This window comes from Streptomyces sp. C10-9-1 (genome assembly GCF_024497955.1).
In the GTDB taxonomy this organism is placed as follows: domain Bacteria; phylum Actinomycetota; class Actinomycetes; order Streptomycetales; family Streptomycetaceae; genus Streptomyces; species Streptomyces sanyensis.
On sequence record NZ_JANHKP010000020.1, the window covers coordinates 41,674 to 68,188 of the forward strand.

Here is a 26,515-nt window from a genome sequence, read left to right on the forward strand (position 1 = left end):
TCCCTCATGTCCGCGCTGATGCTGCGCCGGCTGGTCCAGTTGTACGTCGGGCTCGTGCTCTACGGCGCGAGCTGCGCCCTGCTGGTCCGCGCCGGACTGGGCCTGGAGCCCTGGGGTGTGCTCCACCAGGGGCTGTCCGGCCTCACCGGCCTGTCCATCGGCACGGTCTCCATCCTGGTGGGCGCCGTGGCGATGCTGCTGTGGATCCCCATCCGCCAGCGGCCGGGGCTGGGCACGGTGTCCAACCTGCTGGTCATCGGGATCGCGATGGACGCCTTTCTCGCCGTCCTCCCGGACGTCCGCGCGCTGCCCGTGCGGGTCGCCCTCCTGGTGGGCGGGGTCGTGCTCAACGGGATGGCCACCGGCCTCTACATCGCGGCCCGCTTCGGCACCGGTCCGCGCGACGGGCTGATGACGGGGCTGCACCGGTTGACCGGCCGCTCGATCCGGCTGGTGCGCACCGCCCTGGAGGTCGCGGTGGTGACCACCGGCTTCCTGCTGGGCGGCTCGGTGGGGGTGGGGACGGCGCTGTACGCGCTGACCATCGGCCCGCTGACCCAGGCCTTCCTGCGCGTCTTCGCCGTCCCCGAGCCCGTGACGCGCAGCACAGTGGCCGCCGACTCGTCACCCGGGCAGGCCATACTGCGGCGGTGACCCGCATACCCCACCCCTATCTCGACCACCCCTCCACCCTGGCGTTCGCCCACCGCGGCGGCACGGCGGACGGGCTGGAGAACACCGCCGCGGCCTTCCGCCGCGCCGCGGAGGCCGGCTACCGCTACTTCGAGACCGATGTGCACACCACGCGCGACGGGCGGCTGGTGGCCTTCCACGACAGCACGCTCGACCGGGTGACGGACGTCCGGGGCCGGATCGCCCAGCTGAGCTGGAGCGAGGTGAGCCGGGCGCGGGTCGCCGGCCGGGAGCCGCTGCCGCTCTTCGAGGAACTGCTGGAGGAGTTCCCCGAGGCCCGGTGGAACGTCGACCTCAAGACCGAGTCCGCGCTGGAGCCGCTGGTCGGCCTGATCGCACGGACCGGGGCCTGGGACCGGGTGTGCGTCGGCTCCTTCGACGAGGGCCGGGTGGCCAGGGCCGCCCGGGCTGCGGGGCCCCGCCTGGCCACCTCCCTCGGGGTCCGGGGCGTCCTCGCGCTGCGGCTGGCCTCGCTCGGCCTGCCGGTGCCCGTGCGCGAGGGGGCGGTGTGCGCCCAGGTCCCGGAGCGGCAGGGCGGCGTGCGGGTGGTGGACCGGCGGTTCGTCCGGGCCGCGCACGCCCGCGGTCTCCAGGTGCACGTGTGGACGGTGAACGACGCGGCCTCGATGGAACGGCTCCTGGACCTTGGCGTGGACGGCATCATGACCGATCATCTTCAGACGCTGCGCGCCGTGCTCACGGACCGCGGACTGTGGGTCTGACCATCCGGGCGCTGCCGCGCCCGGCACGAACGAGGGGGCGCGGATGACGGCGGGCACCACCGACCGCACGACGGACGACGGGGCGACGGAGCGCCGGCGCGAGCAGCGCGGCTGGTACTTCTACGACTTCGCCTGCTCGGTCTACTCGACGAGCGTGGTCACCGTCTTCCTCGGCCCGTACCTGACCTCGATCGCCAAGGCCGCGGCCGACACGGAGGGCTTCGTCCATCCGCTGGGCATCCCGGTCAGGGCAGGCTCGGTCTTCCCCTACGCGGTCTCCGTGTCGGTGGTGGTGGCCATCCTGGTGATGCCGTTCGCCGGAGCGCTCGCGGACCGGACGGGCCGCAAGAAGCCCCTGCTGGCGGCCGCCGCGTACGTGGGCTCGGCGGCGACCACGGGCATGTTCTTCCTGGACGGGCACCGCTATCTGCTGGGCGCGCTGCTGCTGATCGTGGCGAACGCCTCGCTGGCGGTGTCGATGGTGCTCTACAACGCCTACCTTCCGCAGATCGCGGAGCCGGCGGAACGCGACGCGGTCTCCTCGCGGGGCTGGGCCTTCGGGTACACCTCGGGGGCGCTGGTCCTCGTGGTCAACCTGGTCGTGTACTCGGGGCACGAGTCCTTCGGGCTCACGGAGGGCGAGGCGGTCCGGATCTGCCTCGCCTCGGCCGGCCTGTGGTGGGGCGCGTGGACCCTGGTCCCCCTGCGCCGCCTGCGCGACCGGAAGGTCTCCCCCGCCGGGGACGGCGCCGTGACCTCGGGCTGGCGCCAGCTGCTGGCCACCCTCCGCGACATGCGGCGGCACCCGCTGACGCTGGCGTTCCTGCTGGCGTACCTGCTCTACAACGACGGCGTGCAGACGGTCATCTCCCAGGCATCCGTGTACGGGTCCGAGGAGCTGGGCCTGGACCAGACCACCCTGATCACGGCGGTGCTGCTGGTGCAGGTGCTGGCGGTCGCGGGGGCGCTCGGCATGGGCCGCCTGGCGCACGTCTACGGCGCGAAGCGGACGATCCTGGCGTCGCTCGCGGTGTGGACGCTGATCCTGGTCTGCGGCTACTTCCTGCCCGCGGGCGCGCCGGTGTGGTTCTTCTGCCTGGCGGCCGGCATCGGCCTGGTCCTCGGGGGGAGCCAGGCGCTGTCGCGCTCCCTGTTCTCCCATCTGGTGCCGCGGGGCAAGGAGGCGGAGTACTTCTCGGCGTACGAGATGAGCGACCGGGGACTGAGCTGGCTGGGGCCTCTGGTGTTCGGGCTCGCGTTCCAGGTGACGGGGAGCTACCGGGATGCCATCATCTCCCTGGTGATCTTCTTCGCCCTGGGCTTCGTGCTGCTGGCCCGCATCCCGGTGCGGGCGGCGATCGCCGCCGCGGGCAACCCGGTCCCGGACCGCGTTTAGACGCGGACGGTAAAGGGCGGTAGTGTACGCCTTTGGCCTGCCAGGCGGACCGTTACTGCGCGCCCAAGAGTGAAAGACGCTGGGTGACATCTGGCCTCAGATGTGACAAACCGGGCGCTGGTGGGTAGAACAAGGGCGGCACGACGGGCGACGCATGACCCGCAACGGGAATCTTCACCGCCGACCGGACGTTGACCGGATGACGACGACAGCGACACCTGTCCTGTGGGCGACAAGCCCGGGAGGCACGATTCATGAGTGAGCGAGCTCTTCGCGGCACGCGCCTCGTGGTGACCAGCTACGAGACCGACCGCGGCATCGATCTGGCCCCGCGCCAGGCGGTGGAGTACGCATGCGAGAAGGGGCATCGTTTCGAGATGCCGTTCTCGGTCGAGGCGGAGATCCCGCCGGAGTGGGAGTGCAAGGTCTGCGGAAGCCAGGCGCTCCTCGTCGACGGGGACGGCCCCGAGGAGAAGAAGGGCAAGCCGGCGCGCACGCACTGGGACATGCTCATGGAGCGGCGCACCCGTGAGGAGCTGGAGGAGGTGCTGGCCGAGAGGCTGGCCGTCCTGCGATCCGGCGCGATGAACATCGCGGTGCACCCGCGCGACAGCCGCAAGTCCGCGTAGCGGCGGCGCCCGCGCGCAACCGGCACAGCACGGCAAGGCCGCGGGCCGGACCACACGATGATGTGGTCCGGCCCGCGGCCTTGCCGTGTTCCGCCTCCCCGCCCCTGGCGGCCCGACCGCGGTGGCCGCCCACCGGGCGGAGCCCCTGCGGCCGTGCCTGCGCCGGACGGTCGGTCAGGACGCCAGCGGCGGGCGCGGGCCGGAGCCGTCCTCCCCCTCGCCGCGGTGGGCGGGACCGTCCTCGCGGATCACCTCGCCCTGGACCACCTTGCCGTCCGGCCGGTGCATCCGGGCCTGCTGGAAGGCCTCACCGATGCCCCCGGGCACGGCCCGGTTCATCCGGCGCTCCAGGGAGCGCTCGGTGGCGCGGCCCAGCAGCCCCCGCACCGGCGGCAGCAGCAGAACCAGGCCCAGGACGTCGGAGATCAGGCCCGGGAGCATGAGCAGCAGGCCGCCCAGCATCATCAGCCCGTCACCCTCGCCCCGGCGCCCGGCGGCCTCCTGCGGCCGCTGGAGCGCTTCGGAGAGCCGGGCGAAGGCGCGGCGCCCCGCCCTCTTGATCACGAAGGCCCCCAGTACCGCACCGCCCACGAGGAGGGCGAGCACGGTGAGCCCGCCGGCCGCGTCGGCCACCACGGTCAGCAGCCAGATCTCCAGGACCAGCCAGGCGGCGACGCCCAGCGGCAGGAGGGTGCGCAGGCGGGAGCGCCCGGGGGCGGTCGGGGTGCGTGAACCGGTCGTCATGGCACCCAGTGTGCCTGGGCCGCCGCGCGCGTGGCGTAAGGAGGGGGTCAGTGCCCCGCGGGGCCCCGCCCCAGCAGCCTGCCCGCGCGGCCGCCGACACCCCAGGCGGTCACCCGCCACAGGGCCTCGACCACGATGTCGCGGTTCATCTTGGAGTCGCCGAGCTCCCGCTCCACGAAGGTGATCGGGACCTCGACCACGTGGAAGCCCGCTTCCACGGCCCTGCGGGCGAGGTCGACCTGGAAGCAGTAGCCCTGCGAGGCGACGTCGTCGAGGCCGAGCCCCTGGAGCGTCTCGGCCCGGAAGGCGCGGAAGCCGCCGGTCAGGTCGCGGATCGGGACGCCGAGCAGCATCCGGGAGTAGGTGCTGCCGCCCCGGGAGAGGAGTTCCCGGTGGCGCGGCCAGTTGACGACGCGGCCGCCCGGGACCCAGCGGGAGCCCAGGACCAGGTCCGCGCCCTTGAGGGCGGTGAGCAGCCTGGGCAGTTCCTCGGGCTGGTGCGAGCCGTCGGCGTCCATCTCCACCAGGACGCCGTAGCCGCGCTCGATGCCCCAGCGGAACCCGGCGAGGTAGGCGGCGCCCAGGCCCTCCTTGCCCTTGCGGTGCAGCACGTGCACCCGTTCGTCGCCGGCGGCCAGCTCGTCGGCGAGCTTCCCGGTGCCGTCGGGGCTGTTGTCGTCGGCGACGAGGACGTCCGCCAGGGGGACGGCCTCGCGGACCCGCGCCACGACCGACCCGATGTTCTCGGCCTCGTTGTAGGTCGGGATGATCACCAAGGTCCTGCCGAGCGGGCCGTACTGCCTCCCCTGGGATCCACCTCGGGGAACCGCACCACCGTCGTTCACTGCTGCCCCTTAAAGTCCGTACGCAGAGCCCCACCTTAGCGAGGGCTGCGGACGGCTCGGCGCGCGGTGGCCGATCACCGGCGGCGGGGCCCGCGCACGGCGCGGGGCGCCGCAGCCGGGGTTCCGCGGACCGGGCCCGGCGTCCTTCGGGCCGACCTGGGGCCCGCTGGCTGCGGGTCGACCGAGAGCCGTTGTCTACTGAACGCCGGGCCCCACCCGGGTCGCACCGCCTTCCGGCCGAAACCTTCCCTCTGCCCCCGAGGCGCGGGCGCTGAACCTGGCTCTTGGTGGTGGTGCGCCGGTGCGGCACGCCACCCCATGACCCAGCGGCGTTCGACGACTGCGTGGACGGTGCCGGTCGGACCGTGAGTGGTGGACCCGGCCGAACCTACCGGCCGGTGGGCGCACGCTGTCAACAGCCCTGGCACCGGCGGTCGTCCGTCGAACGGCCAGGTCAGCGGTGAAGATCCGCAGGTCGCGGCGGAAGGCCGCGACCCGCGGCGGACGGTGCGGGAGGGGTGGACGTCACCCGTTCGGTCCCGGGAAGACCGTGCGACCCGCGACGACGGTCCGCAGGCAGACCGGCAGGTCGGCGCCCGGCGTGAGGTCGGGCAGGCCCGGGGTCCCGGAACGGGGGTCGGTCGACCAGCGGGCGACCCGGTCGTCGGGGGCCTGCACCACCAGCGCCCCGGTCTCCCAGACGGCGTAGTCGGCGGGGGCGCCGGGGACCAGGACCCCGGCGTCGTCGCGGCCCACGGCCCGCCATCCGCCCCGGGTGTGCGCGGTGAACGCGGCGCGCACGGAGATGCGGTGCTCCGGGGTGCGGTGGAAGGCGGCGGCCCGCACGGTCCCCCACGGGTCGAGAGGGGTGACCGGGCTGTCGGAACCGAAGGCGAGCGGCACTCCGGCGCGCAGCAGCGCGGCGTAGGGGTTGAGGCTCCTGGCCCGCTCCGCGCCGAGCCGCGCCGCGTACATCCCGTCCTCGCCGCCCCAGGCCGCGTCGAAGGCGGGCTGGACCGAGGCGGTCAGCCCGAACTCGGCAAAGGCGGCGACGGCCTCGGGGGCGAGCAGCTCGGCGTGCTCGACCCGGTGGCGCGCGGCGCGGACGCGGGCGAGCCCGAGCTTCTCCGCCGCCTCGCGGAAGCCTTCGGTCACGGCGCTCAGGGCGGCGTCGCCGATCGCGTGGAATCCCGCCTGGAGCCCGGCCTCCGTGCAGGCGACGACGTGGGCGGTGATCTCGGCGGGCGCCAGCATGGCGCGGCCGGTGTGGGGGGCGTCGGCGTAGGGCTCGTGGAGGCAGGCCGTGTGCGAGCCGAGCGACCCGTCGGCGAACAGGTCGCCGGCCGCGCCGACGGCGCCGAGCCGACGGGCCCGGTCCACGTCGAGGTCGGCCCAGTAGCCCACGACGCGCGGGCCGGGCTCCTCGCCGGCCAGCCGCAGCAGGCCGGTGAAGTCGTCCTCGCCGGAGATGTGCGGGCCTCCGCACTCGTGCACGGTCCCGATGCCCCGGGAGGCGGCGTGGCGCAGGGCGGCGCGCTGCGCCTCGGTGCGCTGGCGCGGGGAGACGGCGGCGTGGGCCGCCTCGCGGACCGCGTGGTGGGCGTCGGCGGTGAGCGGCTCGCCGTCGCGGTAGCCGTCCAGGGAGCGGACGCCCGGGACGAGGTCCAGCATCGCCGTGGTGACGGCGGCCGAGTGGACGTCGACACGGGTGAGGTAGAGGGGCCGTCCGCCCGTGAGGGCGTCGAGCTCCTCCCGGCCGGGGGCGCGGCCCTCGGGCCACCGGGAGGCGTCCCAGCCGTGACCGAGCAGCACGCGGTCGCCGGGGTGCTCCTCGGCGTACCGGCGCACCATGGCGCCCGCCTCGGCGAGGGAGGCGGCACCGCCGAGGTCCAGTCCGGTCAGGGCCAGACCGGTCGCGGTGGTGTGCACATGGGAGTCGGTGAACGCGGGGGTGACCAGGGCGCCGTCGAGGTCGACGATCTCGTCGGCACCGGCGGCGAACGCGTCGGCCGCCCCTTCGGCGCCGACCCAGGCGACGTGCCCCCGCTCGACGACCATGGCGGTGGCGAAGGGGTCGGCGGGGCTGTGGACTTCTCCCCCGCGCAGCAGCACGGTGCGGTCGTCGCCCGGGGAGGCGGTGCTCGTGGTCATGGGGGAAGCCTAGTCCCGCGCAGGACGGGCCCGGGCGGCGCGGGGGCGCCGCACCCCGCGCCGCGCGCCCGATCCGCCGGGGAGGCCGGGACCGCCCTCAGATGCGCGGCGGGCGGGCCTCGTACGGGGTGGACAGGACCACGGTGGTGCGGCTGGAGACGCCGGCCAGGGAGCGGATCCGGGTGAGCAGGTGCTCCAGCTCCAGCGGGGTGGCGACGCGGACCTTGAGGATGTAGTTCTCGTCGCCGGCGACGCTGTGGCACGCCTCGATCTCGGGGACGTCGGCGAGCCGGTCGGCGATGTCGTCCGGGGCGCTGGGGTCGAAGGGCTTGACCGAGATGAAGGCGGTCAGCGGCAGGCCCACCGCCTCGGGGTCGACGACCGCGGCGTAGCCGCGGATGACGCCGCGCTGCTCCAGGCGCCGCACGCGCTGGTGCACCGCCGAGGTGGACAGGCCGGTGGCCTTGCCCAGGTCGGTGTAGCTCATCCGCCCGTCCCTGACGAGCAGTTCCACGATCTGACGATCCAGCTCCTCCATGCGGATCAACCTATTGCCCCGGGCGGCCTCCGGCACAGCCCGGTGGCGTTCGGGGGCCGACAGCGGGCTCCGGTGTGACCAACGCCACAGGTTTGCCTCGCCGTCGACCGTGACCTCATGGTTATACGGCCCGCCCGATGGGCATTGCTTCGTGTGGTCGAGGCCACAAGCGCCTGATCGGCCCATCCGAGGGGGAGATTCTCCATGCAGAGCACCAAGAACCGCGGCCGTTCCGAACCGGAGCCTGTCGATCCGGCGCAGCCGGCCGACTCCGACACCTTCGATCCGTACGACACCTTCGGCACCTACCGGGTCGTCTGCCCGGACTGCGCCCAGCCCATCGCCCTGCTGGAGGACGAGGACGTGCTCCCCGAGCACGCACGCTGCGCCACCCCGTGGAACCCCTTCGGCCTCACCGTGTGCCACGGCACCGGCCGGCCCGTGGGCGACACCCGTCCCGCGGACGGCTCCGCGGACCTCCTGGACCAGGACACCGCCGTGGTGCTGGCACTGCCGCAGGGGCTCGACTGGCGGACGCAGCCCTTCTCCCACGTCGGGGGCCCCGGGTCGCGTCCGATGAGACTGCCGGGGCTGCGCCGGGCCGCCTGACGGCCCACGGCACGCCGGCCGCGGACCGCGGGGGTGGTCCGCGGCACCGCCGCGTGCGGGCCCGGGGCCCTCAGCGCCCGTCCGGGCACGGCACGCGTGACGCGCAGGGCCCGGTCGCCCCGCGCCGGAGGCGACCCGCCGGGCGCGGCGGACCGCACCCGGCGAACGGGCCGGGGGCCGGTCAGCGGGTCTCGGGCCCCGCCAGATGGCGGGCGATCACCATCCGCTGGATCTGGTTGGTGCCCTCGACGATCTGCAGCACCTTGGCCTCGCGCATGTAGCGCTCGGCCGGGAAGTCCTGGGTGTAGCCGTAGCCTCCGAGGATCTGCACCGCGTCGGTGGTGACGCTCATGGCCGCGTCGGTGCAGAACAGCTTGGCCATCGCCGCCTGCCGGGAGAACGGACGGCCCTGGTCCCGCAGACGGGCCGCGGACAGGTAGAGGGACCGGCCCGCCTCGATCCGCGTCGCCATGTCCGCGATCATGAAGCGCAGTCCCTGGAAGTCGGCGATCGGCCGCCCGAACTGCCGGCGGTCGGTGGCGTACTCCACCGCGGCGTCCAGCGCGGCCTGTGCGACACCGACGGCGCAGGCCGCGATCCCCAGGCGTCCGGAGTCGAGGGCCGCCAGCGCGATCGAGAAGCCCTGCCCCTCCTCGCCGACGCGGCGGGCGACCGGGACGCGCACCCCGTCGAAGTGGACCTGGGCGGTGGGCGAGCCCTTCATGCCCATCTTCTTCTCGGGCGCCGCGGCACTCAGCCCGGGAGCGTCGCCCGGCACCAGGAACGCGGTGATCCCCCGGGCGCCCTCGCCGCCGGTGCGGGCGAGCAGCGTGTAGAAGTCGGCCACGCCTCCGTGGGTGATCCACGCCTTGGTGCCGTGCACCACCCAGTCGTCGCCGTCGCGCACGGCCTTGGTCCGCAGCGACGCGGCATCCGAGCCGGCGGCCGGCTCGGAGAGGCAGTAGGCGCCCAGGAGCCCGCCGCCGAGCATGGCGGGCAGGTGCTCGGCCTGCTGCTCCTTGGTGCCGAACCCGGCCAGCGCGTGGCAGGCGAGGGAGTGGACGCTCACACCCAGGCCCACGGTGAGGCGTGCGGAGGCCAGCTCCTCCAGAACCTGGAGGTACACCTCGTACGGCTGGTCGCCGCCGCCGTGCTCGGATGCGTAGGGCAGCCCGAGCAGGCCGGACTCGGAGAGGAGCGAGAAGACCTCGCGCGGGAAGACGCCCGCCTCCTCCTGCTCGGCCGCGCCGGGGGCGATCTCCCGCTGGGCGATGTCGCGGACCAGGGCGATCAGGTCCCTGGCCTCCTCGGTGGGCAGTTGACGGTCCACCGGCTGCTGGGCGCGGTCGGGCATTGCGGCGCACTCCTCCCTGTCGGGCGCTGCGGCGGTCGCGCGCACGGGGTGTCGGAGCGCGCCGCCGATTGTCCTGCCAAGGCCGATGCTGCCCTTCCGGATCACGGAAAAGGCTGGTTGGCGGCTGTGGCGCGTCGAGTATGCCCGATCGGCGGGCTCCCGTCACGGGTGGACGGCGAAGCCGTGATCACAGCGGGGGCCCGGGGGCCTGCGAAGCCCGCGGGAGGAGCGTCAGACCAGACCCAGCCCGCTGACCAGCATGGCCAGCACGACGACGAGGACCCAGCCGAGCGCGTGCTCCAGGAGGTCCGGGCCCTCGCCGGGGCCCCCGGTGCGGGTGCGCGTCGCGGGGGGAGCGGCGGTGGCGGCGGTCGCGGTCATGGCGGTTCTCCTCGGTCGGCGGAGCGGGACGTCCCCCCGGCACCCGCCCACAGTGCCAGCCCCCCGGGCCCGGAGGCAGACGGGGCCGCGGTGCCGAGACATTCCTCACGTGCCGCGGGCCTCAGCGCACCCCCGCGGCCGCGAGCGCCGCGCGCTGGGCGTGGGTGGCCCGGGCGGGCCAGACCAGGTAGCAGACGCCGCCCGGTCCGGACAGCGTCCGTCCCCCGGGGCCGCGCCGCCGGGTGCGCAGCCACAGGGACGCCCACTCGGAGCGGCGGTAGACGCGCCGGACACCCGCGCCGTTCGGAGCCGCGGGATCGTGGACGACGACGTCGCCCGCGGCGGAGAAGCCGACCACCGTCATCAGGTGGCCCGCCGTCCCGTAGCCCGCCCCGGTCAGCTCATCCTGCGTGAAGGAGAGGGAGGCGATCACGGGGATGCCCGCCGCGATCAGCCGCTCCAGGTCCGCCATCGAGCCGAGCCGGGTGACGACGGCGGAGAGGCCCGGGTAGGAGGCCGCGTACGCCGTGTTGAACGCCCAGTTGCCGCAGCCCTGGTACCCGTGGTCGTAGGTGGCGCGGGCCGCGTGGCAGACCTGCGGGTCGCCGTAGGCGGGGTCCACCCAGGCGAGGTCGCCGGCGTCCGGGCGGCGGCCCCAGTACTCCACGACCATCTGCGAGCACGCGGGGCTGCACCACGCCTCGCCGCCGCCGTCGTACTCGGGGTACCGCCCGGTGTGGACGTTCTGCGAGTAGGCGGGCAGCACCAGCTCCCCGGCGACGCGGGGCTCCTCGGCGGGCACGCCGAAGCGGTCCGGGACGCAGGAGGCCATGGCCCCGGCCCGCCACACCAGCGGAGTCGCTCCGGTGCCCGGCCGGCGGTGGAGGGTCAGGCGCAGCCGGAGGGCGGCGAAGCGCGTCCCGGCGGCGGGGTCGTCCACGGCCAGGGTGTCGGTGTGCACCGAGGCCCGGCCGTCGCCCTGGCCGCCGACGGACGTGCGGCGGACGTCCTCGTCGCCCGAGGCCCAGCAGCCCATGGTGAACCAGGGCGTCCGGGTGCCGTCCCCGTAGCGCGCGGAGAGTTCGGCGCGAAGCCAGGTCCCGGGCGGGGTGCGGGCGTTCCACGAGGCCACGGCCTCGGTGGCCGGGACGGCCGGACGGTGCCAGGGGGAGGTCCACACCGCGTACTCCCAGGGCTCGCTCCGCCCGGTGTGCGGGTCGGTGCGCACCGCGGTGCCCAGGGGGGCGCCGATGACCAGGCCGGGGCGCAGCGAGGGCAGCACGCGGGTGCCCTCCGTCCTGCCGCCGCGCCAGTCGGTGTAGGTGGACCAGAAGCGGTTGCCGACGGCGGGGGGCTCCCCGGCCGGGGCCCGGCCGGGGCCGGCGGCCGAGGCGCGTGGTACCGCGGCGGCGGTGGCGGCCGCGAGGGCGGCGCCGAGGACGGTTCTGCGCGAGGCGGCTCTGGCCATGAAGGACCCCCAGGTCGGGTGCGCGGTGCCGGGGCGTGCCGGGGGGCCGCGCCCGACCCGCCGTGCGGGCGGTCGGGGCCGGTCCCCCGGCACGCCCCGGGGCCACTATCGCCTCCGGGGCGGGCGGGGCAAAGCACCGCGGGGTGCGTCGCGGCGGGGCGGCCGCCGCGGTCGTCCGTTCCGGGCGCGGCACTACAGTGGCGCGCCATGGACCTCCTCCGACCGCTCGCCGAGCAGCTCCACGCGCTCGCCCCGTCCTGCGGCCGCTCGCGCCTGGTCGCCGTGGACGGACACGCGGGCTCGGGCAAGAGCACCTTCGCGGCGCGCCTCGCCGCCGCGGCCGAGGGGCCGGTGCAGGTGCTGCACCTGGACGATCTGGCGACGCACGAGGAGCTGTTCGACTGGACCGGGCGGATGCTGGAGGAGGTCGTCGAGCCGCTGGCGCAGGGCAGGGCGGCCTGCTTTCACCCGTACGACTGGAATCTGCGCCGCTTCCTCGCGCCCCGGGTGCTCCCGGCCGCGCCGCTGGTGCTGGTGGAGGGGGTCGGCGCGGGGCGCCGCGCGCTGCGGCCGCACCTGGCGGCACTGCTGTGGATGGACCGCCCGGCCCAGCGGTCGTGGGCCCGTGGCCGCGGGCGCGACGGGCCGGAACTGGCCGCGTTCTGGGACGGCTGGACGCGGGCGGAGTCGGCGCACTTCGCGGCGGACCCCTCGCGTCCCTTCGCGGACCTGCTGGTACGGGAGTGCCCGGAGGGCTACCTGTGGCGGAAACCGCCCGGGGGTGCGCCATCCCAGGGCCCGGAATGTCACCGCGAGTGACCGCATGGATGCCGCATACCGGTCGGTCGGGATTCCGGTCGCACCGAGGCCCGAACTCTGCTTGACCGACGGGGCGCGGAGGTCTTACGTTCTCAATGTGCGGCTTCTCGAAGTCGCCGCAGACGCGAAGCCCCCGGTTGTTCCCCCGTGATCGGGGGCTTCGTTCTGCCCTGCCGCCCTCCGCGGATACGCGATCCGGGCGCCTCCATGACCCTGGGTAGTCGCATACGGGCCGCCGACGCGGTCTTATTCCCCTCCCTCAGCGCGGGTACGATGCACCCCGGTGGGCTCAATTCCCGTCCGTGCCGTGCCTGTTGGCCGCCCCGCCGGTGGGCGCCCCGGCGCGGGAGACGGGTGCACGGTGTGCGGGGGGATGGTGGAGAACCCTATGGACGAGGGCGCGCGGAGCGCACGCACTCCTGCCGAACTGGCCTGGCTGCGGGGCGTGGACGCCTGCACCATGGGCGCCTACCCGCAGGCCGAGGAGGAGTTCCGGGCCGCGGTCCGGCTCGACCCCGGCATGGCGGACGCCTGGCTGGGACTGCACGCCCTCCGCGTCGACACCGCGACGGCCCTGCTCCACATGCACCGCCACCGCGAGCGCTTCGGCGAGCAGCGCACCCGCCACCACCGCACCCTCAACTCCTGGTACTGGCTCGGCTGGTGGGTCCAACCCGTGCTGGAGAGCCCGCGCGACCTGCTGCTCGCGCACGCCTCCCACTGGCTCGACGGCCGCCACATCGCCGAGCTGGACCGGGCACTCGCCGGGCTCCCGCCGGTCGACGCGGACCCCCACGTCCGCTTCCTGCACGCCTGCCGGTCGTACCTGGTCAAGGACTGGGAGCAGCTGGTCCGCCACACCGAGCCCCTGGTCGACGATCCGCTGCTGGGGATCGAGGCGGGACTCTTCGGCGGCATGGCGCGGGTGCGGCTGGAGATGTACGGCCAGGCGGAGCCCATCCTGGCCTCCGCCCTGATGCGCTGCCGCAGCGAGCAGCCCCAGCGCAAGGAGCTGCGCTACTGGCTCGCACGTGCCCGGGAGGGCACGGGGCGCAGCGCCGCGGCCCTCCCCCTGTACCGGGCCGTGCACCGGGTCGACCCGTCCTTCATGGACACCTCGGCGAGGCTCGCGGCCATCGCCGCGTACGACGGCTTCGACGGGATCGACGCCTACGACGAGGCCACGGACCTCGCCGCCGTCTCGCTGGCCGGGTACGAGGCGGACGCCGACCGGCGGCCCGGGAGCGAGGCACCCGCGCCCGCGGACCGGCTCGGGGCGGAGCCGCCCGGCCAGGTCCCGGCACCCCCGGCCGCGGCGGGCGACCCGTTACGGCGCCGGTCGGCCACGGCACGGGCGGCGGCACCCCGGTTCCCCTCGGGGCCGACGGACTCCGCCCTGCTGGCGCGGGCACTCGGCGAACTGGAGCGCATGGTCGGGATGGAGCCCGTCAAGCGGCAGGTGAAGGCCCTGTCCGCCCAGCTGGAGATGGCCCGCCTTCGGGCGGGGCAGGGGCTGCCCGTCCAACCGCCCAAGCGCCACTTCGTCTTCTCGGGCCCCTCGGGGACGGGCAAGACGACCGTCGCCCGCATCCTCGGCCGGGTCTTCTACGCCCTGGGGCTGCTCGGCGGCGACCACCTCGTGGAGGCCCAGCGCTCCGACCTGGTCGGGGAGTTCCTCGGGCAGACGGCGGTCAAGGCCAACGAGCTGATCGACTCGGCGCTCGGCGGGGTGCTCTTCGTCGACGAGGCGTACAGCCTGTCGAACTCGGGCTACAGCAAGGGCGACGCCTACGGGGACGAGGCGCTGCAGGTGCTGCTCAAGCGGGCCGAGGACAACCGCGACCACCTGGTGGTCATCCTGGCCGGATACCCGGAGGGCATGGACCGGCTGCTGGGCGCCAACCCGGGGCTGTCCTCCCGCTTCACCACCCGGGTGGACTTCCCCTCCTACCGGCCCCTGGAGCTCACCGCGATCGGCTCCGTGCTGGCGGCCGAGAACGACGACGTCTGGGACGAGGAGGCCCGCGAGGAACTGCTCTCCATCAGCGGCCATGTCGTGGGGCAGGGCTGGATCGACGAGCTGGGCAACGGGCGCTTCCTGCGCACCCTGTACGAGAAGAGCTGCGCCTACCGGGACCTGCGCCTGTCCCAGTACCCGGGCACCCCGGGGCGCGAGGACCTGTCGACCCTGCGGCTGCCGGACCTGATGCAGGCGTACGGCGAGGTGCTCTCCGGCCGGGGGCCGGCGGGGCCCGGCCCGGACCCGCAGGGCTGACCGGCCGGGACCGCACCGGGCCCGGCCGCACCGGTGCCCCGGGCGGCCGGGCGGGGGCTCAGGCCACCAGGGCCGAGGAGGGCTCCGCCGGGGAGGCCGGGCCGCCCTGTGCCGTGCGCGGCACGGCGATCCGGTGGGCCGGGTCGCGCACCTCCCCGACGAGCGTCTCCAGCACGTCCTCCAGAGCGACGACACCGAGCACCCGGCCGGAGGCGTCGGCGACCTGCGCCAGGTGCGTGGCGGCCCGGCGCATCGCGGTGAGGGCGTCGTCCAGGGGCAGTTCGGCGTGCAGCGTCGCCATCGGCCGCCAGGTCCGCGCGGGAACGGCCCGCTCGTCCTCCTCCAGGTCCAGCACGTCCTTGACGTGGAGGAACCCCAGAAAGGGCCCGGTGCCGCCGGAGCAGACCGGGAAGCGGGAGTAGCCGGTGCGGACGGTCAGCTCCTCCACCTGCCGGGGGGTGACCGACGGAGGAACGGTCACCAGCGCGCCGCGCGGGACGAGCACCTCGCTCACCGGGCGGCTGCCGAGCACCAGCGCGTCCCCCAGGCGCTCCTGCTCCGCGGGGTCCAGCAGACCGGCCCGGCCGGCGTCCCGGACCAGGCGCCCCAGCTGGTCGCTGGTGAAGACCGCGTCGAGTTCGTCCTTGGGCTCGACGCGGAAGGCCCGCAGCACGAGCGCGGCCACCGCCCCGAGGGCCGCCGTGACGGGTCGGCACAGGCGGGCGAAGCCGACCAGGGCGGGGGCCAGCCAGAGCGCCGTGCGCTCGGGCGCGGACATCGCCAGGTTCTTGGGCAGCATCTCCCCGACCACCAGGTGGAGGAAGACCACCGCCGCCAGGGCGATGGCGTAGCCCAGGGGGTGGACCAGCCCTTCCGGGACCCGGGCCCAGTGGAACACCGGCTCCAGCAGGCGGGCCACGGTGGGTTCGGCGACCGCGCCGAGGGTCAGGGAGCAGACCGTGATGCCGAACTGGGCGGCCGCCATCATCTGCGGCAGGTTCTCCAGCCCGTGCACGACGCGCCGTGCCCGGGCGGACCCCTGCGCGGCGAGTGGTTCGATCTGGCTGCGCCGTACCGAGACCAGGGCGAACTCGGCACCCACGAAGAAGCCGTTGGCGACGACCAGCAGCAGCGCGAGCACCAGGTGCAGAGCGCTCATCGGACGGCCTCCACCAGTGCGGGGCCGACGGCGGCGGGCCGGGTGCGCACCAGGTGCACCCGCTCCGCGCGGTGGCGGTCGACGCGGCGCACCGTGAGGTGCCAGCCGGGCAGCTCGGCGCTGTCGCCGACCGCGGGGATGCGGCCCAGCAGGTCGGCGGCGAGCCCGGCGACGGTCTCGTAGGGGCCTTCGGGGACCTCGATCCCGGCGGCGCGCAGGGCGGCGACACGGCAGCTTCCGGCGGCGTGCCAGGCGGGGCTGCCGTCCTCGGGCGGGGCGGGGGCCAGCTCGGGCCGGCCCCGGTCCTCGGCGTCGTGCTCGTCGCGGACCTCGCCCACCAGCTCCTCGACGATGTCCTCCAGGGTGACCACGCCCGCGGTGCCGCCGTACTCGTCGACGACGACCGCCATCGGCTGCTCCTTGCGCAGCCGCTCCAGCAGCAGCTGCACGGGCAGGGTCCCCGGGACGCGCAGCGCGGGCGCGGCGATCCGGGCGACGCTCACCCGCGGCCGTTCGTCGGCACGCACGGCGAGGGCGTCCTTGAGGTGGACCGCGCCCACCACCTCGTCGATGCCGGCCCGGTACACGGGGAAGCGCGAACAGCCGGTGGCGCGCGTCAGGTTGAGCACGTCGGCGGCGGTGGCGTCCTCGTGGAGGGCGTTGACGCGCACCCGGGGGGTCATCAGGTGCTGGGCGGTGAGGTGCCCGAGGGACAGGGTCCGGACGAACAGCTCCGCGGTGTCCTGTTCCAGGGCTCCCGCCCGGGCCGAGTGGAAGGCCAGCGACCTGAGCTCCGCCGGGGTGCGGGCGGAGGCCAGCTCCGCCGCGGGCTCCACGCCCATCAGCCGCAGGGCGCGGTTGGCGGTCGCGTTGAGCAGCGCGATGACCGGGCGGAACAGCGCGGAGAAGCGGGTCTGCGGACCGGCGACGAAGCGGGCCACCTCCAGGGGGCGGGAGACCGCCCAGTTCTTCGGCACCAGCTCGCCGACCACCATCTGGACGGCGGAGGCCAGCAGCATGCCGACGACCACGGCCGCGGTGGACACGGCTCCCGGGGGAAGACCGGTCGCGGCGAGCGGGGCGCCCAGCAGCCGGGCGAGCGCCGGCTCGGCGAGCATGCCGACCACCAGGGAGGTCAGGGTGATGCCGAGCTGGGTGCCGGACAGCTGGAAGGAGAGTTCGCGCAGTGCGTCGACGACGCGGGCGGCACGCGGGTCACCCGCGTCGGCGGCGCGTTCGGCGTCCGGGCGCTGGACGGTGACCAGGCCGAACTCCGCGGCCACGAAGAAGCCGTTGGCGAGGACGAGGACGAAGGCTGCGGCGAGCAGCGAGAGGGCGATGATCATGCCGCCGCCTCGTGGGAGGGGGCGGCGCAGGTACTACCGGACGATCCGTCCATTGCCGGAGGGAGTCACTCCTCGGGTAGCAGGGGGGACCCCGCCGGCGCCGGGGCGGCGTGGGGTGCGGGGCGGGGCGCACCGGGCGCCGCCGCGCACCAGACTAACGGGGGGCGGCCGCGAAGGCGCCGGATCGTGCGCGCCCGGGTGGCCGCCGTCCGGGGGCGGGCGGCGGTCCGCGGCGGACCGCCGCCTCCCGTCAGCCGCCCTGCTCGGCGCCCGTTCCCCTGCTCTCGGCGAGAGCGCGCAGCGCGCGGGCGTCGGCGATGGCCTGCGCCTTGGCGATGCCGGGCTGGATGCCCAGCGCGGGCAGGCTGGTGCCGTCGCTGAGGTCGAGGAACACCCAGGGGTCGCCGGGGCGCAGGTTCACCCTCAGGATCTCGGCCCAGGCGAGCCGGCGCGTACGGGTGAGGTTGACGACCGTCACACCGGTCTCGTCGGCCACCACCTTGGGGCGGCTGAGCAGGGCCAGGACGCCGAAGAACAGCAGGGCGACGAAGACGAAGCTGGTCCGCTCGGCGGCGCTGAGCCGGTCGAGCAGGAGCGTGACGGCGATGATCACGGCGGACATCGCCGCGCCCACGGTCAGCAGCACGATCCTGGTCCGGGTGGGCCGGAAGGTGACGGGGAGCGCGGGCGGCGGTGCGGAGTGGTTCACGGGGCGGTCCCTCGGCCTCAGAGGCGGCAGGCGTGGATCGCCGTGGTCAGGATGGCGCGGGCGCCCAGGGCGTAGAGGTCGTCCATGATCCGCTGCGCCTCCTTGGCGGCGACCATGGAGCGGACGGCCACCCAACCCTCGTGGTGCAGGGGGGAGATGGTCGGCGACTCCAGGCCGGGGGTGAGGGCGACGGCCTGCTCCAGGTTCTCCACCCGGCAGTCGTAGTCCATCATCACGTAGCTGCGGGCCACCAGGACGCCCTGCAGGCGGCGGAGGAACTGCTGGACGCGGGCGTGCTCGGGGTCGGCCCCGGTACGCCGGATGACGACCGCCTCGGAGGTCATGATGGGCTCGCCGATGACCTCCAGCCCGGCGTTGCGCAGGCTGGTCCCGGTCTCCACGACGTCGGCGATGACCTGCGCCACGCCCAGCTCGATCGCGGTCTCCACGGCGCCGTCGAGGTGGACGACGGAGGCGCCGATTCCGTTGTCGGCCAGGTGCTTGGCGACGATGCCCTCGTAGGAGGTGGCCACGGTCATCCCGCCGAAGTCCTCCACGCCCTTCGCGGTGCCGGGCTTGGTGGCGTAGCGGAAGGTGGAGCGGGCGAAGCCGAGCTGGAGGATCTCCTCGGCGTCCGCCCCGGAGTCGAGCAGCAGGTCGCGGCCGGTGATGCCGATGTCGAGGCGCCCGGAGCTCACGTAGATCGCGATGTCCCGGGGGCGCAGGTAGAAGAACTCGACCTCGTTCTCGGGGTCGACGAGGACGAGCTCCTTGGACTCCTTGCGCTGCTGGTAGCCGGCCTCATGGAGCATCGCCGACGCAGGTCCGGACAGTGAACCCTTGTTGGGTACGGCGATGCGCAGCATGAGGCGGGCTTCCTTCGTTCTCGTGTGGGGCGGTGGTGCGTGCGGGGGCGGGCGGCTCAGAGGTGGGCGTAGACGTCGTCCAGGGAGATGCCGCGGGCCACCATCATCACCTGGACGTGGTACAGCAGCTGGGAGATCTCCTCGGCGGCGGCGTCCTTGCCCTCGTACTCGGCGGCCATCCACACCTCGGCGGCCTCTTCGACGACCTTCTTGCCGATGGCGTGCACCCCCTTGTCCACCAGTTCGGCGGTGCGGGAGGTGGCGGGATCGCCGTGGGCGGCCTTCTGCTGGAGCTCGGTGAAGAGCTCCTCGAACGTCTTCTTGGACATGGTGGTCCCACCCTACGCGGAATCGGGGTCCGCTCAGCGCCAGGGTTCGGATACTGAACGCAGGACGGTCGCGGTGGCCACGGCGGCGGTGACCGCTTCGTGCCCCTTGTCCTCGTTCGAGCCCTCCAGACCCGCGCGGTCCAGTGCCTGCTCCTCCGTGTCGCAGGTGAGCACCCCGAAGCCGATCGGCACACCGGTGTCCACGGAGACCTGGGTCAGCCCCTGGGTGACGCCCTGGCACACGTACTCGAAGTGGGGGGTTCCGCCGCGGACGACGACGCCGAGGGCGACGATCGCGTCGTAGCCCCGGCCCGCCAGGACCTTGGCGACGACGGGCAGCTCGAAGCTGCCGGGGACCCTGAGCAGGGTCGGCTCGTCGATGCCGAGCTCGTGCAGCGCGCGCAGCGCGCCGTCCACCAGGCCGTCCATGATCTTCTCGTGCCACTGCGCCGCGATGACGGCCACCCGCAGGTCCTGGCAGTTCTTCACACTCAGCACGGGTGCGCCCTTGCCGCTCATGTTCTCTCCTCGGCCGCATCCGGTCCGGTGGTCCGTTCCGGTGTCGGCTGGTGTCGGGATCGGTTCCGTTCGGTACTGCACGTTCGGTACTGCGCCGGGCCGCCCGCCTGTCGCGGGGCGGGCGGGCCGGTTCCCCGCTACTGGTTGCCGCAGGCGGACGCCCCGGGGGCGTCCAGCCACGGCAGGTCGTGGCCCATCCGGTCGCGCTTGGTGCGCAGGTAGCGGAGGTTGTGCTCGCCCGCGGTCACGGGGACCGCCTCGCGCCGCAGGACGCGGATGCCGTGGCGGGTGAGGGCGGTCACCTTCTCGGGGTTGTTGGTCATCAGCCGGACGCTGCGGGCACCGAGGTCGGCGAGGATCCGGGCGGCGGCGGCGTAGTCCCGGGCGTCGGCGGGCAGGCCAAGCTCCAGGTTGGCGTCCAGCGTGTCGCGGCCCCGCTCCTGCAGCTCGTAGGCCCGCAGCTTGGACATCAGCCCGATACCGCGGCCCTCGTGGCCCCGCAGGTAGACGACGACGCCGCGGCCCGTCTCGGTGACCCGCCGCATGGACTCCTCCAGCTGGGGGCCGCAGTCGCAGCGCAGCGAGTGGAAGATGTCGCCGGTCAGGCACTCGGAGTGGACGCGCACCAGCAGGTCCTCCCCGTCTCCGAGGTCGCCGTGGACCAGGGCCACGTGCTCGACGCCGTCGACGGTGGAGCGGTAGCCGTAGGCGGTGAAGCGGCCGTGCCGGGTGGGCAGGTCCGCCTCCGCCTCGCGCCGGACGGTGGGTTCGGCGCTGCGCCGGTAGGCGATCAGGTCCTCGATCGAGACGATGGTCAGACCGTGCTTGCGTGCGAACGGCACCAGCTCGGGCAGCCGCAGCATCACGCCGTCCTCGCCCGCGATCTCCACGATGGCCCCGGCGGGGCGCAGCCCCGCGAGACGGGCGAGGTCGACCGCGGCCTCGGTGTGCCCGGGCCGGGTGAGCACGCCGCCGGGCTTGGAGCGCAGCGGGAAGACGTGCCCGGGGCGGACGAAGTCGGCCGGTCCGGCGCCGCCGTCGGCCAGCAGCCGCAGGGTGGCGGAGCGGTCCGCGGCGGAGATGCCGGTGGTGACCCCGTGGGCCGGGCCGGCGTCGACGGAGACGGTGAAGGCGGTCTGCATCGACTCGGTGTTGTCGGCGACCATCTGGGGCAGTTCCAGCCGGTCCAGCTCGGCGCCCTCCATGGGGGCGCAGATCAGGCCGCGGCACTCGCTCATCATGAAGGCCACGATCTCGGGTGTGGCCATCTCGGCCGCGATCACGAGGTCGCCCTCGTTCTCGCGGTCCTCGTCGTCCACGACGACCACGGGGCGTCCGGCCGCGATGTCGCGGACGGCCTGCTCCACCGGGTCGAGGGCCAGGTCGCCGTCCGTGTACCACTCGGGCAGTGCCGTCATGCGGCCGCTCCTTCCGCTGCGGGGGCGGCGGCGCCCGTGCGCGAGCGCTGCCACCAGTCGTAGGCGCCCCAGACCACGAGGGCGAAGTAGATCACGTAGACCAGGCCGGAGAAGGCCAGGCCGCTGCTGAACGCGAGGGGGACGCCGACCAGGTCCACCAGCAGCCAGGCGAACCAGAACTCCACCAGTCCGCGGGCCTGGGCCACCATCGCGACCAGCGTGCCGACGAAGATGTAGGCGTCGGCCCAGGGGCTCCAGGAGAGCGAGGGGAAGGCGGTGAACAGGCCGCCGACGGCGGCGGTGCCGAGCACGGCCCCGGCGAGGAGCCAGGCCCGCTCGCGGGCGTCGGCGAACCGGACGGCGATGCTGCCGTCCTGTGCGCGGCGGCGGCCCCGGGTCCACTGGCGCCAGCCCCAGGCGGCGACGGCGATGACCAGCAGCTGCTTGCCGACGCCGCCGCCGAGCTGGGCCGAGGCGTAGGCGCCGACCAGGATCACCCCGGAGAGCAGCTGCGCGGGCCAGGTGAGCACCGAGCGGCGCCAGCCGAGCGCGAGCGCGGTCAGGCCCAGGATGTTGCCGAGCATGTCGGACCAGAGGATGTGCTGGCCGAAGGCGGTGAAGGCCTCTCCGTTGAGCCAGCCGAGGCCGCTCACCGGGCGCCCCCCGCCGAGCCGGTGCCGAGCAGCCGCTCGACGTACTTGGCGATCACGTCGACCTCCAGGTTGACCGGGTCCCCGGGCTGCTTGTGGCCGAGGGTGGTCAGGGCGAGCGTGGTCGGGATGAGGCTCACGGTGAAGTGGCCGGCTCCGGCCTCGACGACGGTGAGGCTGACGCCGTCGACGGTGATCGAGCCCTTCTCCACGACGTAGCGCGCCAGCTCGCCGGGGAGCGAGACGCGCACGAGTTCCCAGTGCTCGGAGCGGGTGCGCCCGGCGATCGTGCCGGTGCCGTCGACGTGGCCCTGGACGATGTGGCCGCCGAAGCGCCCGTCGGCGGTCATCGGGCGCTCCAGGTTGACCCGGGAGCCGGTCGTCAGCGCGCCGAGGCTGGAGCGCCGCAGGGTCTCGGCCATGACGTCGGCGGTGAACTGGCCGTCGGCGGTGTCCACCACGGTGAGGCAGACGCCGTTGACGGCGATCGAGTCGCCGTGCTTGGCGCCCTCGGTGACGAGCGGGCCGCGCAGGCGGAAGCGGGAGGCGTCGCCGAGGTCCTCCACGGCGGTGACCTCACCCAGTTCTTCGACGATTCCGGTGAACAACTCAGGCTCCCTCGGGGACGGTCGCGGTGATGCGCAGGTCGGGGCCGAAGCGGTCGGTGGCCACGACGTCGAGGCGCAGCGCTTCGGTGATGGTGGTGATGCCGCCGCCGGCCAGGGCCGCCGGCCCGGCACCGAGGAGGACGGGGGCGATGTAGCCGACGACCCGGTCGACGGCGCCGGCCGCGACGAAGGAGCCCGCGAGCGCGGGGCCGCCCTCGAGCAGGACGGAGCGCACGCCGCGGGCGTGGAGCTCGGCGAGCAGGGCGCGGGGGTCGAGTCCCCGTTCGCCGGCGGGGAGGCGCACGGTGTCGACGCCGGGGAGGTGGGCGGTGTCGGCGTCCTCGGCGACGGCGATCAGGGTGGGGGCCGCGTCGTCGAGGACCCGGGCGCCGGGGGCGATGGAGGCGCGGGTGTCGACGACGACCCGCAGCGGCTGGGTGGCGCCGTCGACGCCGCGCACGGCGAGGTGGGGGTCGTCGGCGCGCAGGGTGCCGGAGCCGACCACGACGGCGTCGGCCTCGGCCCGCAGCCGGTGGACGTCGGCGCGCGAGGCCGGGGAGCTGATCCAGCGGCTGGTGCCGTCGGCGGCGGCGGTCCGGCCGTCCAGGGTGGCCGCGTACTTCCAGGTGACGTGGGGGCGGCCGCGGCGGACGGAGGTCAGCCAGGCGGTGTTGCCGGCCTCCGCCTCGTCCTCCAGCACACCGGCCTCGACCTGGACACCCGCCGCGCGCAGCGTGCCGGCGCCGCCTGCCGCCCGCGGGTCGGGGTCGGCTACGGCGTAGACGACGCGGGCGATGCCGGCCTCGGTCAGCGCCCGGGCGCAGGGCCCGGTGCGGCCGGTGTGGTCGCAGGGTTCGAGGGTGACGTAGGCGGTGCCTCCCCGGGCGAGGACACCGGCCTGGCGCAGGGCGTGGACCTCGGCGTGCGGGCCTCCGGCGCGCTCGTGGTGGCCCTCGCCGACGACATGGCCGGAGGCGTCCGTGACGACGCACCCGACCACGGGGTTGGGGCTGGTGGAGCCGAGTCCGCGGGCGGCGAGCGCTACGGCTCGGCGCATGGCGTCGATGTCGGCTGCGGTGGCCACCGGTGTCCTCCTGCCTCTTCGGGCACGGACTCCGGGGACGTCGATGACGACGGACAGCGGGCGAACTCACACGGGCACCGCCGAGGCCGGATGCGGGGCGCCGGGATACGGCGACCCGCAGGGACGGCCGACGGCCCGAGGGGCCACCCGCCGCGCACTGCCTCCCATCCGGACTTTAACCGTCGGTCCAGGAGTTTCACCTGGTCAACCGGCCGCTGGCTGCGGACGGGTCGCGGACTGTAACCGCCGGTTCGGAATTTCACCGACCCCGGAGTGCGCTGCTGCTGATACACGGCCAGTGTGCCACGCCGGGCGGTCGGCCATGCGGGTGATCGATGTGGGGTGGATCACAGAGGGGTGGGGCGGAGCCCGCGGAACCCGGCAGGGCGCCCGCGTGACCCCACCCCCCGCCGCGACACCGGCACCGCGGGCCGGACGTGACCCGGGCGCCCGCGGCACCCCCGGCCGCGGCGCACCGCGCGACCCGCGGCCCGCGGCCCGCAACCACCGCCCGCGGGCGCCCCGTCGACGCCCGGGGAGCCCCAAGGGGCGGGCGGTACGCGGCGATCCGGCGCACGCATTCCCACCGGAGGACTGGTCCAGACCTATTGACGGTGTGGTCTAGTCCTTTTAATGTCTGCGACACCTCCGCGGACCCGGCCCGCCGGAAGGCGCACTCCGGCGGGCCGACTCGCGTAGTCCCCAAGCCAGTTGTGCAAGGCCGAACACCCCCGTCGACGCTCCGGCGGACGAAACGGGGGGATCCCCCACCAGGAGGAACGACCGTGCAGTCCCCCACCCCCTTCAGAGCGGGCATGCTCGCAGCCGGCGCAGCCGCCGTCGCGCTGCTTGCGGGCACGCTCTCGACCGGCGTCTCGCACGCCGCGGACAACGAGAGCTGCCGCCCCGACGGCCTCTACACCACCCCGGGCGTCGACGTCCCCTACTGCTCCGTCTACGACGCGGACGGCCGCGAGAAGATGGGCGCGGACCACCAGCGGCGCGTCATCGGCTACTTCACCGGCTGGCGCACGGGCAAGAACGGGCAGCCCGCCTACCTGGCCGACGACATCCCGTGGGACAAGATCACCCACATCAACTACGCCTTCGCCCACGTCGACTCCGGCAACAGGCTGTCCGTGGGCGCCGACGGAGCGAACAACGCGGCCACCGGGATGACCTGGCCCGGCGTCGCGGGCGCCGAGATGGACCCGTCCCTGCCGTACAAGGGCCACTTCAACCTGCTCAGCAAGTTCAAGAAGCAGCACCCGGACGTGAAGACGCTGATCTCGGTCGGCGGCTGGGCGGAGACCGGCGGCTACTTCGACGAGAACGGCGACCGGGTCGACTCCGGCGGCTTCTACACGATGGCCACCAACGCCGACGGCTCGGTGAACCAGGCGGGCATCGACACCTTCGCCGACTCCGCCGTCGCCTTCGTCAAGAAGTACGGCTTCAACGGCGTCGACATCGACTACGAGTACCCGACCTCGATGAAGGACGCCGGCCACCCGGCCGACTTCCCGATCTCCAACGCGCGCCGCGGGGGCCTCAACAAGGGCTACGCGGCCCTGATGAAGACCCTGCGCGAGAAGCTCGACCGGGCCGGCGCAGCGGACGGCAGGCACTACATGCTGACCGTGGCCGCGCCGTCCTCCGGCTACCTGCTGCGCGGCATGGAGACCTTCCAGGTCCAGAAGTACCTGGACTACGTCAACATCATGTCGTACGACCTGCACGGCGCCTGGAACGAGTACGTCGGCCCGAACGCCTCGCTCTTCGACGACGGCAAGGACGCCGAGCTCGCGGCCGCCAACGTCTACGGCAGCGCGCAGTACGGCGGCATCGGCTACCTCAACACCGACTGGGCCTACCACTACTTCCGCGGGTCCATGCCCTCGGGCCGCATCAACATCGGCCTGCCGTACTACACGCGCGGCCACAAGAACGTCCAGGGCGGCACCGACGGCCTGTGGGGCAAGGCTGCCGCGAGCTCCTGCCCGGCCGGCTCCGGCCTGACCAAGTGCGGTGACGGCGCCGTCGGCATCGACAACCTCTGGCACGACCTGGACGACAACGGCAAGGAGTCCCCGGCGGGCTCCAACCCGATGTGGCACGCCAAGAACCTGGAGAAGGGGGTCGTCGGCGACTACGTCACGCAGTACGGCTTCCCTGCCGACACCCGTCTGACCGGCACCTACGCCCGCAAGTACAGCTCCGCGCTGGTCGCTCCGTGGCTGTGGAACGCCGAGAAGAAGGTGTTCCTGTCCACCGAGGACGAGCAGTCGGTGGCGGCCAAGGCCGACTACGTGGTCGACCGCGGCATCGGCGGCACCATGGTCTGGGAGCTGGCCGGCGACTACGGCTGGAACGCGGCCAAGGGCCAGTACGAGATGGGCGACACGCTCACCTCGCTGATGTACGACGCGTTCAAGGCGGCGGCTCCGTACGGCGCGAAGAAGTCCGGCACGGCCCTGCCGGCCGAGGCGGTCGACATCGCCGTGGACTTCACCGAGTTCAAGCTCGGCGACTCCAACTACCCGATCACGCCCAAGCTGAAGATCACGAACAACACCTCGGCGGCCCTCCCCGGCGGCACGGAGTTCCAGTTCGACTACGCCACGGCGGCCCCGCCCAACGCCTCCGACCAGTCCGGCTTCGGCACCAAGGTCATCCGGAGCGACCACACCGGGGACAACATCGGCGGCCTGAAGGGCGACTTCCACCGGGTCTCGCTGAAGCTGCCGGCCTGGCAGTCGCTGGCCCCGGGCGCCACGGTCGACCTGGCCTTCAACTACTACCTGCCGGTCTCCACGCCGTCCAACTGGACCGTGAACATCGGCGGGACCACGTACGCGCTCAAGGGCGACCTGGCGCGCGGCACGACCGTGGTGGAACCGGGCGGCGGCGGCTCGCCCTCGCCCACCCCCTCCCCCACCGGGACCGGCACCCCGGGCACCTGCTCGGCGCCGGCCTGGTCCGCGGGCGAGGCCTACGGCGGCGGCACCACCGTCTCGCACGGGGGCCACGACTGGAAGTCCAAGTGGTGGACGAAGGGCGAGGAGCCCGGCACCACCGGCGAGTGGGGGGTGTGGCAGGACCTGGGCGCCTGCTGACCGGACACCACCGGCCAAGACGGCCCGGCGGCGGATCACGGCCCTTGACGCCGCCGGGTCACCCGGCCCCCGCGCGCCGTACCGCGG

25 protein-coding genes and 1 riboswitch are annotated in these 26,515 nt (G+C 74.2%); of the genes, 8 read left to right on the forward strand and 17 right to left on the reverse strand.

Translation table 11 applies throughout. The annotated features are described in order from the left end of the window. Positions 1-6: 6 nt before the first annotated feature. The 4 genes from NPS70_RS25130 to NPS70_RS25145 all read left to right on the forward strand — a co-directional run bounded on the left by NPS70_RS25130 (position 7) and on the right by NPS70_RS25145 (position 3,440). The gene (locus tag NPS70_RS25130) at positions 7-654 is read left to right on the forward strand and encodes a YitT family protein (RefSeq protein WP_256526693.1); all 648 of its coding nucleotides are present in this window, start codon (positions 7-9) and stop codon (positions 652-654) included. Next, on the forward strand, positions 651-1,415 hold the full coding sequence (locus tag NPS70_RS25135) for a glycerophosphodiester phosphodiesterase family protein (protein WP_256526694.1): 765 nt from the start codon (positions 651-653) through the stop codon (positions 1,413-1,415). Before NPS70_RS25130 ends, NPS70_RS25135 begins: the two co-directional genes overlap by 4 nt. Before the next feature lie 43 nt (positions 1,416-1,458). After that, positions 1,459-2,811: an MFS transporter gene (locus NPS70_RS25140; protein ID WP_256526695.1), complete on the forward strand. Its 1,353-nt coding sequence runs from the start codon at positions 1,459-1,461 to the stop codon at positions 2,809-2,811. A 254-nt stretch (positions 2,812-3,065) separates the two neighbouring features. Then, positions 3,066-3,440, forward strand: a complete 375-nt coding sequence (locus tag NPS70_RS25145) for an RNA polymerase-binding protein RbpA (protein WP_026278069.1) — start codon at positions 3,066-3,068, stop codon at positions 3,438-3,440. Between the two features lie 174 nt (positions 3,441-3,614). Here NPS70_RS25145 and fxsA read toward each other — a convergent pair whose 3' ends face one another. The 4 genes from fxsA to NPS70_RS25165 all read right to left on the reverse strand — a co-directional run bounded on the left by fxsA (position 3,615) and on the right by NPS70_RS25165 (position 7,718). Next, positions 3,615-4,184, reverse strand: coding sequence for an FxsA family membrane protein (fxsA, locus tag NPS70_RS25150; RefSeq protein WP_256526698.1), 570 nt, complete (start codon positions 4,182-4,184; stop codon positions 3,615-3,617). A 47-nt stretch (positions 4,185-4,231) separates the two neighbouring features. Beyond that, positions 4,232-5,029: a polyprenol monophosphomannose synthase gene (locus tag NPS70_RS25155; protein ID WP_256526699.1), complete on the reverse strand. Its 798-nt coding sequence runs from the start codon at positions 5,027-5,029 to the stop codon at positions 4,232-4,234. A 525-nt stretch (positions 5,030-5,554) separates the two neighbouring features. Further along, positions 5,555-7,180, reverse strand: a complete 1,626-nt coding sequence (locus tag NPS70_RS25160; protein WP_256526700.1) for an amidohydrolase — start codon at positions 7,178-7,180, stop codon at positions 5,555-5,557. A 97-nt stretch (positions 7,181-7,277) separates the two neighbouring features. Next, positions 7,278-7,718 (reverse strand): Lrp/AsnC family transcriptional regulator, encoded by a 441-nt coding sequence (locus NPS70_RS25165; RefSeq protein ID WP_256526701.1) that lies wholly within the window; start codon positions 7,716-7,718, stop codon positions 7,278-7,280. Between the two features lie 204 nt (positions 7,719-7,922). Between NPS70_RS25165 and NPS70_RS25170 the strand changes: the two genes are divergently transcribed. Further along, entirely contained in the window at positions 7,923-8,327 is a 405-nt protein-coding gene (locus NPS70_RS25170; protein ID WP_256526702.1) for a hypothetical protein, read from the forward strand. 181 nt (positions 8,328-8,508) lie between these two features. Here the strand turns inward: NPS70_RS25170 and NPS70_RS25175 are convergent, their stop codons facing one another. From NPS70_RS25175 to NPS70_RS25185, 3 genes are all read right to left on the reverse strand, one after another. Further along, entirely contained in the window at positions 8,509-9,681 is a 1,173-nt protein-coding gene (locus NPS70_RS25175) for an acyl-CoA dehydrogenase family protein (RefSeq protein WP_256526703.1), read from the reverse strand. A gap of 231 nt (positions 9,682-9,912) precedes the next feature. After that, a complete protein-coding gene (locus NPS70_RS25180) occupies positions 9,913-10,062 on the reverse strand; it encodes an SCO1431 family membrane protein (protein WP_256526704.1) in 150 nt (49 codons plus the stop codon). A gap of 121 nt (positions 10,063-10,183) precedes the next feature. Next, positions 10,184-11,530, reverse strand: coding sequence for a C39 family peptidase (locus NPS70_RS25185; RefSeq protein ID WP_256526705.1), 1,347 nt, complete (start codon positions 11,528-11,530; stop codon positions 10,184-10,186). Positions 11,531-11,737: 207 nt separating this feature from the next. Between NPS70_RS25185 and NPS70_RS25190 the strand changes: the two genes are divergently transcribed. After that, positions 11,738-12,349 (forward strand): uridine kinase, encoded by a 612-nt coding sequence (locus tag NPS70_RS25190; protein WP_256526706.1) that lies wholly within the window; start codon positions 11,738-11,740, stop codon positions 12,347-12,349. Between the two features lie 373 nt (positions 12,350-12,722). Next, entirely contained in the window at positions 12,723-14,624 is a 1,902-nt protein-coding gene (locus NPS70_RS25195) for an AAA family ATPase (protein WP_374212054.1), read from the forward strand. A gap of 58 nt (positions 14,625-14,682) precedes the next feature. Here the strand turns inward: NPS70_RS25195 and NPS70_RS25200 are convergent, their stop codons facing one another. The 10 genes from NPS70_RS25200 to ribD form a co-directional block, all read right to left on the reverse strand. Continuing rightward, positions 14,683-15,783, reverse strand: a complete 1,101-nt coding sequence (locus tag NPS70_RS25200) for a hemolysin family protein (RefSeq protein ID WP_256526707.1) — start codon at positions 15,781-15,783, stop codon at positions 14,683-14,685. Beyond that, a complete protein-coding gene (locus NPS70_RS25205; RefSeq protein WP_256526708.1) occupies positions 15,780-17,129 on the reverse strand; it encodes a hemolysin family protein in 1,350 nt (449 codons plus the stop codon). Before NPS70_RS25205 ends, NPS70_RS25200 begins: the two co-directional genes overlap by 4 nt. 250 nt (positions 17,130-17,379) lie before the next feature. Next, complete coding sequence (locus NPS70_RS25210) at positions 17,380-17,838, reverse strand: PH domain-containing protein (protein ID WP_256526709.1); 459 nt, start codon at positions 17,836-17,838, stop codon at positions 17,380-17,382. Positions 17,839-17,855: 17 nt separating this feature from the next. Next, complete coding sequence (gene hisG / locus NPS70_RS25215; RefSeq protein ID WP_256526710.1) at positions 17,856-18,704, reverse strand: ATP phosphoribosyltransferase; 849 nt, start codon at positions 18,702-18,704, stop codon at positions 17,856-17,858. 56 nt (positions 18,705-18,760) lie between these two features. After that, a complete protein-coding gene (locus tag NPS70_RS25220) occupies positions 18,761-19,033 on the reverse strand; it encodes a phosphoribosyl-ATP diphosphatase (RefSeq protein WP_256526711.1) in 273 nt (90 codons plus the stop codon). Between the two features lie 33 nt (positions 19,034-19,066). Continuing rightward, positions 19,067-19,552 carry a 6,7-dimethyl-8-ribityllumazine synthase gene (gene ribH / locus NPS70_RS25225; protein ID WP_256526712.1) on the reverse strand — a complete coding sequence of 162 codons (486 nt, stop codon included), beginning with the start codon at positions 19,550-19,552 and terminating at the stop codon, positions 19,067-19,069. A gap of 137 nt (positions 19,553-19,689) precedes the next feature. Continuing rightward, entirely contained in the window at positions 19,690-20,970 is a 1,281-nt protein-coding gene (locus tag NPS70_RS25230) for a bifunctional 3,4-dihydroxy-2-butanone-4-phosphate synthase/GTP cyclohydrolase II (protein ID WP_256526713.1), read from the reverse strand. Continuing rightward, on the reverse strand, positions 20,967-21,623 hold the full coding sequence (locus NPS70_RS25235; RefSeq protein ID WP_256526714.1) for a nicotinamide mononucleotide transporter family protein: 657 nt from the start codon (positions 21,621-21,623) through the stop codon (positions 20,967-20,969). The genes NPS70_RS25230 and NPS70_RS25235 overlap by 4 nt, the downstream gene beginning before the upstream one ends. Continuing rightward, entirely contained in the window at positions 21,620-22,228 is a 609-nt protein-coding gene (locus tag NPS70_RS25240) for a riboflavin synthase (protein ID WP_256526715.1), read from the reverse strand. The genes NPS70_RS25235 and NPS70_RS25240 overlap by 4 nt, the downstream gene beginning before the upstream one ends. Before the next feature lies 1 nt (position 22,229). Then, positions 22,230-23,312, reverse strand: a complete 1,083-nt coding sequence (ribD, locus tag NPS70_RS25245) for a bifunctional diaminohydroxyphosphoribosylaminopyrimidine deaminase/5-amino-6-(5-phosphoribosylamino)uracil reductase RibD (protein ID WP_256526716.1) — start codon at positions 23,310-23,312, stop codon at positions 22,230-22,232. A 150-nt stretch (positions 23,313-23,462) separates the two neighbouring features. Next, positions 23,463-23,593: riboswitch (FMN riboswitch) on the reverse strand. 534 nt (positions 23,594-24,127) lie between these two features. Between ribD and NPS70_RS25250 the strand changes: the two genes are divergently transcribed. Next, complete coding sequence (locus NPS70_RS25250) at positions 24,128-26,428, forward strand: chitinase C-terminal domain-containing protein (protein ID WP_256526764.1); 2,301 nt, start codon at positions 24,128-24,130, stop codon at positions 26,426-26,428. Positions 26,429-26,515: the final 87 nt, after the last annotated feature.

Bases quoted from the DNA above. Each gene is read 5' to 3' on its own strand.
- NPS70_RS25175 (WP_256526703.1), bottom strand. From the start codon at position 9,681: ATGCCCGACCGCGCCCAGCAGCCGGTGGACCGTCAACTGCCCACCGAG.
- NPS70_RS25195 (WP_374212054.1), top strand. From the start codon at position 12,723: ATGGTGGAGAACCCTATGGACGAGGGCGCGCGGAGCGCACGCACTCCT.
- NPS70_RS25140 (WP_256526695.1), top strand. From the start codon at position 1,459: ATGACGGCGGGCACCACCGACCGCACGACGGACGACGGGGCGACGGAG.
- NPS70_RS25220 (WP_256526711.1), bottom strand. From the start codon at position 19,033: ATGTCCAAGAAGACGTTCGAGGAGCTCTTCACCGAGCTCCAGCAGAAG.
- NPS70_RS25130 (WP_256526693.1), top strand. From the start codon at position 7: ATGTCCGCGCTGATGCTGCGCCGGCTGGTCCAGTTGTACGTCGGGCTC.
- NPS70_RS25185 (WP_256526705.1), bottom strand. From the start codon at position 11,530: ATGGCCAGAGCCGCCTCGCGCAGAACCGTCCTCGGCGCCGCCCTCGCG.
- fxsA (WP_256526698.1), bottom strand. From the start codon at position 4,184: ATGACGACCGGTTCACGCACCCCGACCGCCCCCGGGCGCTCCCGCCTG.
- NPS70_RS25250 (WP_256526764.1), top strand. From the start codon at position 24,128: ATGCTCGCAGCCGGCGCAGCCGCCGTCGCGCTGCTTGCGGGCACGCTC.
- NPS70_RS25205 (WP_256526708.1), bottom strand. From the start codon at position 17,129: ATGATCATCGCCCTCTCGCTGCTCGCCGCAGCCTTCGTCCTCGTCCTC.
- ribH (WP_256526712.1), bottom strand. From the start codon at position 19,552: ATGAGCGGCAAGGGCGCACCCGTGCTGAGTGTGAAGAACTGCCAGGAC.
- NPS70_RS25200 (WP_256526707.1), bottom strand. From the start codon at position 15,783: ATGAGCGCTCTGCACCTGGTGCTCGCGCTGCTGCTGGTCGTCGCCAAC.
- NPS70_RS25145 (WP_026278069.1), top strand. From the start codon at position 3,066: ATGAGTGAGCGAGCTCTTCGCGGCACGCGCCTCGTGGTGACCAGCTAC.
- NPS70_RS25160 (WP_256526700.1), bottom strand. From the start codon at position 7,180: ATGACCACGAGCACCGCCTCCCCGGGCGACGACCGCACCGTGCTGCTG.
- NPS70_RS25180 (WP_256526704.1), bottom strand. From the start codon at position 10,062: ATGACCGCGACCGCCGCCACCGCCGCTCCCCCCGCGACGCGCACCCGC.
- NPS70_RS25190 (WP_256526706.1), top strand. From the start codon at position 11,738: ATGGACCTCCTCCGACCGCTCGCCGAGCAGCTCCACGCGCTCGCCCCG.
- NPS70_RS25230 (WP_256526713.1), bottom strand. From the start codon at position 20,970: ATGACGGCACTGCCCGAGTGGTACACGGACGGCGACCTGGCCCTCGAC.
- NPS70_RS25165 (WP_256526701.1), bottom strand. From the start codon at position 7,718: ATGGAGGAGCTGGATCGTCAGATCGTGGAACTGCTCGTCAGGGACGGG.
- NPS70_RS25170 (WP_256526702.1), top strand. From the start codon at position 7,923: ATGCAGAGCACCAAGAACCGCGGCCGTTCCGAACCGGAGCCTGTCGAT.
- hisG (WP_256526710.1), bottom strand. From the start codon at position 18,704: ATGCTGCGCATCGCCGTACCCAACAAGGGTTCACTGTCCGGACCTGCG.